A 4,465-nucleotide genomic window follows, 5' to 3' on the forward strand; every position below is an offset into this window, starting at 1 on the left:
ATCCAGCCCCAAGACCAATCTCACCACGCTCGCACCTAGCGCATCAGGTAGGCCCTCCGTCGCTTGCCGTCACCTCGTCGGCTCGCCCATGGCGCCATCACAACCAGTAGGGGTTACCGCACTGAGCTGGATACCCCCCTTCTCGAATACCCTCATCCGGCTCGACAAGGCTGGAGTGCTGTTCAAGATTTGCAAGAACTTCGCCGGCATCGATCTTCATCCCGAGGTCGTGTCGGATCGGGTCATGAGCAACCTGTACGAACACCTCATTCGTCGCTTTGGTGCCGAGGTGAACGAAGGGGCCGAAGACTTCATGACGCCGCGTGACGTGGTGCACCTGGCCACGGCACTGCTACTTGATCCCGATGACGCCCTATTTGAATCCAATCCTGGACTCATTCGGACGCTGTACGACCCGACCTGTGGCACGGGTGGCTTTTTGACGGACGCCATGAACCACGTCGCCGACTATGGCAACCGCTTCAAGGTGCCGCCGGTTCTTGTTCCTCATGGACAGGAGCTTGAACCTGAAACCCACGCGGTCTGCCTCACCGGCATGCTGCTGCGCACACTGGAATCCGATCCGGGGCGCGATCTGTCCAAGAACATCCGTCTCGGCAGCACGCTCTCCAACGATCAGTTCGCTAACGACCGCTTCCACTATGGCCTCTCCAATCCACCCTTTGGCAAGAAGTGGGAGAAGGATCAGGATACTGTCAATGCCGAGCACAAGGACAAGAAATACGACGGTCGTTTTGGCCCCGGCCTGCCACGCATCAACGATGGCTCCATGCTCTTCCTGTTGCACCTGGCGAGCAAACTGGAGTTGCCTGAAAACGGCGGTGGTCGTGCGGCGATCGTGTTGTCGGGGTCGCCCTTGTTCAATGGCGGCGCATCGTCAGGGGAATCCGAGATTCGCCGCTGGCTGCTCGAAAACGATCTGGTCGATGCCATCGTAGCGATCCCCACGGAAATCTTCTTCCGGACAGGCATTGGCACCTACCTGTGGATTCTCTCGAACAAGAAGCCGGAGCACCGGAAACGGCGGGTGCAGCTCATCAACGCCACCAGCTTTTGGACATCGATCAAGAACGAAGGCAACAAGCGCCGGATCATCAGCGATGACCACCGCCATCAGATTGTCGATCTCTACGCCGCAGCCGAGAACGGCGAACACAGCCGGATGCTCGATGACCGTACCTTTGGCTATCGTCGGATCAAGGTGCTGCGTCCACTGCGGATGTCCCTGCACATCGACGAAGCTGGCCTGGACACGCTTAAGGCAGACAAGGCATGGCACAAGCTGCCGCTGGAACATCAAGTCCTCTGGGAATCTGCGCTGCGCGATCACCTTGGCGCGACGCATCCCGTTGGCTGGGCAGAATCCTTTGCGGCTGAAAGGGTACAAACAGCTCTGGCGGCGGGCAAGGCGACCAAGACAGGCAAGCCCTTCATCAAGGCGCTGATCAATGCCTTCGGCCAGCGAAACCCGGATGGCGAGCCGGTACGGGATGCCGCTGGGCAAATCGTCCCTGATTCCGAATTGACGGACTACGAAAACATTCCGCTCACCGAGAGCATCCAGGACTACGTTGCTCGCGAGGTGCTGCCGCACCTGCCCGATGCCTACATCGATGAGACGTTCCGCGACGAGAAGGACAAGCAAGTTGGCAAGGTGGGCTACGAAATCAACTTCAACCGCTTCTTCTATCAATATGTTCCGCCGCGCAAGCTGGCCGACATCGATGCCGATCTGAAGCAGGTCGAGGCCGAGATTGCCGCGTTGCTGGGCGAGGTCACGGAATGAAAAATGCCAAACTTGAACGCTTGGGTCGACTGCAGCGCCAATACCATCGGCACCATCCTTGGCGCTTGTCGCAAGGCGGTCTTTTCATCCCGCATTCCTACGCGGAGACGCCGCCGGACAGCCTCTCCTGGTGGGACGATGTCGGCTTCATTCTGAACGGGCGACGGGTCATCGTCTGGTGGCTGCATCCACGTCAAGTTTATGCGGATGCGCTTGACGAGCAGTCCTGGCAAGACGCTGGAGCGGGGCCGAAAGAAGATTGGTTGACGGAAGGCATCACGAAAAATTATCGCCGGGTGGGTGGGTCGCGCAAGAAGATCGTGAGTTATAGCTGTCGCCAACCTTCCGCAGAGCAACGGCTGCATGACGAGCGACAGCGAACAATTCGAGAGCGCCTGACGACGCAGGGAATCGCTCTTGAGGTTGCGCCTTCCTGGAAGCGGGATCGCTTACGCTGGGCGATGGGCGTCAATCTGATCGCCCCGTTGGACGTGCGACATGAAGATGAATTGGCTTCGCTTGCCCGGCTGGCTCGCCATCTGATGCTGGGACAAACCACGCTGGACGCTGAATTTCCCGGGTATCGCTACCGTCGTGCCGACTGGCTGCGTGAACAAGGAGCAAAAAATTGAGCGATCTGCCTCCTTCAACGCCGGAGTACAGCGCGGTCCATGCCGACATCGTCCTACTGCTGGATGCCGCTCGACGCGCCGCTGCCCGCAGCGTCAATGCGGTGATGACGGCAACCTATTGGGAAATTGGGCGGCGTATTGTTGAGTTTGAGCAGGGCGGGCAAGAGCGTGCCGCCTATGGCGAGGCGTTGATCGAGCGACTGGCCGACGACTTGACGAAGCGTTTTGGACGTGGATTCAGTCGTCAGAACCTGTGGCAAATGCGGGCCTTTCATCAGGCATGGCCGAACGCTCCAATTCTCCAGTCAGTGTCTGGAGAATGGGGCGACCTAAACGCACTCGCCAACACCTTCCCGCTGCCCTGGTCCGCCTATGTTCGACTGCTGTCCGTCAAAAACGCGGACGCCCGCCGTTTCTACGAAACCGAGACCCTGCGCGGCGGCTGGTCGGTGCGCCAGTTGGCTCGTCAGATCAATAGCCAGTTCTATGAACGCATCGCCTTGTCACGCAACAAGGCGGCCATGCTGCAAACAGCCGAACAGCCCGCGCCCAGCGACACGGTGACACCCGAACAGGCGTTGAAAGACCCGTTCGTGCTGGAGTTTCTGAATCTGAAGGACGAATACTCGGAATCGGAACTGGAGGAAGCACTGATTCAGCACCTTGCCGATTTCCTGATGGAACTGGGCGACGACTTCGCCTTTGTCGGTCGGCAACGGCGGTTGAGGCTGGACGACAGTTGGTTCCGGGTCGACTTGCTGTTCTTCCATCGCCAACTCAAATGCCTGATCGTCATCGATCTGAAGGTCGGCAAATTCAGCTACGCCGACGCGGGCCAGATGCACCTGTACCTGAACTACGCTCGTGAGCACTGGATGAAGCCCGGCGAAAACCCGCCGATTGGCCTGATTCTGTGCGCCAGCAAAGGGGCTGCCGAAGCCCATTACGCCCTCGAAGGATTGTCCAACAAGGTGTTGGCGGCTGAATACCAGACCGTGTTGCCGGATGAAAAACTGCTTGCCGATGAGATCGAGAAGACGCAACAGGCGTTGGGCGCTCGTCGGCTGGAAATGACTGGGGATGAGGAATGAGCCATTACAAGCCTTACCCGGCCTATCGGGATTCCGGGGTGGAGTGGATTGGGCAGGTGCCGGAGCATTGGCGGGTGCGCGCACGTCAAATTTGATCGGATGAATACATTATGCAAGCCATTGACTCATCTGTCAGTCGTGCCGACTATTTACGGCTTGAAGTGACCTCATCGGTCAAGCATGAATTCTGTCACGGCGAAATCTTCGCGATGACCGGCGGGACATTCAATCATGCCAAAATCGGATTGAATATCACCAGTTATCTACATGATCTGCTGCGCGGGAAACCGTGTCAGCCGATGAATAGCGACATGCGCGTTTCGACGCCCTCCGGTCTCGATACCTATCCTGACGTCTCGGTGTACTGCAATACGCCGAAGCTTGTCGATCATGACCGCACGCTCTTAAATCCAGTCCTGATCATCGAAGTCCTGTCGCCGAGCACGCGCAGTTATGATCGTGGTGACAAGTTCATGCAGTATCGGTCCATTCCCTGTCTTCAGGATTATGTGCTGGTTGATTCGGAATCGATACTCGTCGAGCATTATCGGCGCTTGGGATCGCATGAGTGGCACCTGTATGAATACCAGGCATTGTCAGAGACACTGAATGTGGCATCGATTGACCAGAGGCTGGACATCGAGCGCTTTTATGAGGGGGTCGGATTTGTCTCAGGGTCGGGCGATGTCTGAGCATCTTTACAGCTCAAGCCGGACGGGGCATGCGCCCCGTCCGGAATGTTTTGAGCAGGGGCGGCAATGGTCGGCGGTGGATAAACGTGTGGGACGGGGTGAATACCCATAAGCGCCAACATAGCCGACAAGCCCTTGAAAATCAGTGGAGAGGTGCGATGTGTTAGCTTTTTGCTGCCATGCTCCACGCCCCTCAGCCCGTCGATCTTGCGTTTGAAGCGTTTCTGAAGGAATTGCCACCCG

At 57.8% G+C, this 4,465-nt stretch carries 5 protein-coding genes; 4 read left to right on the plus strand and 1 reads right to left on the minus strand.

Annotated elements, in window-relative coordinates:
• From QZY07_RS17125 to QZY07_RS17140, 4 genes are all read left to right on the plus strand, one after another.
• Positions 1 to 1,807 (plus strand): N-6 DNA methylase (locus QZY07_RS17125; protein ID WP_295405356.1); only part of this gene is annotated, 1,807 nt, incomplete at its 5' end.
• The gene (locus tag QZY07_RS17130) at positions 1,804 to 2,439 is read left to right on the plus strand and encodes a hypothetical protein (protein ID WP_295405358.1); all 636 of its coding nucleotides are present in this window, start codon (positions 1,804 to 1,806) and stop codon (positions 2,437 to 2,439) included. The genes QZY07_RS17125 and QZY07_RS17130, both read left to right, overlap by 4 nt.
• Entirely contained in the window at positions 2,436 to 3,530 is a 1,095-nt protein-coding gene (locus QZY07_RS17135; protein WP_295405360.1) for a PDDEXK nuclease domain-containing protein, read from the plus strand. Before QZY07_RS17130 ends, QZY07_RS17135 begins: the two co-directional genes overlap by 4 nt.
• Before the next feature lie 110 nt (positions 3,531 to 3,640).
• The gene (locus tag QZY07_RS17140) at positions 3,641 to 4,222 is read left to right on the plus strand and encodes a Uma2 family endonuclease (RefSeq protein WP_295405362.1); all 582 of its coding nucleotides are present in this window, start codon (positions 3,641 to 3,643) and stop codon (positions 4,220 to 4,222) included.
• Here QZY07_RS17140 and QZY07_RS17145 read toward each other — a convergent pair.
• Positions 4,180 to 4,465, minus strand: a 286-nt coding sequence (locus QZY07_RS17145) for a hypothetical protein (protein WP_295405364.1), incomplete at its 5' end; no start/stop codon positions are given. The genes QZY07_RS17140 and QZY07_RS17145 overlap by 43 nt on opposite strands.

Origin of the sequence: uncultured Thiocystis sp. (genome assembly GCF_903866365.1) — a bacterium.
In the GTDB taxonomy this organism is placed as follows: Bacteria; Pseudomonadota; Gammaproteobacteria; order Chromatiales; family Chromatiaceae; genus Chromatium.

Excerpts from the sequence above, each read along its gene's own strand:
- QZY07_RS17130 (WP_295405358.1), top strand. The coding sequence starts at position 1,804 with ATGAAAAATGCCAAACTTGAACGCTTGGGTCGACTGCAGCGCCAATAC.
- QZY07_RS17140 (WP_295405362.1), top strand. The coding sequence starts at position 3,641 with ATGCAAGCCATTGACTCATCTGTCAGTCGTGCCGACTATTTACGGCTT.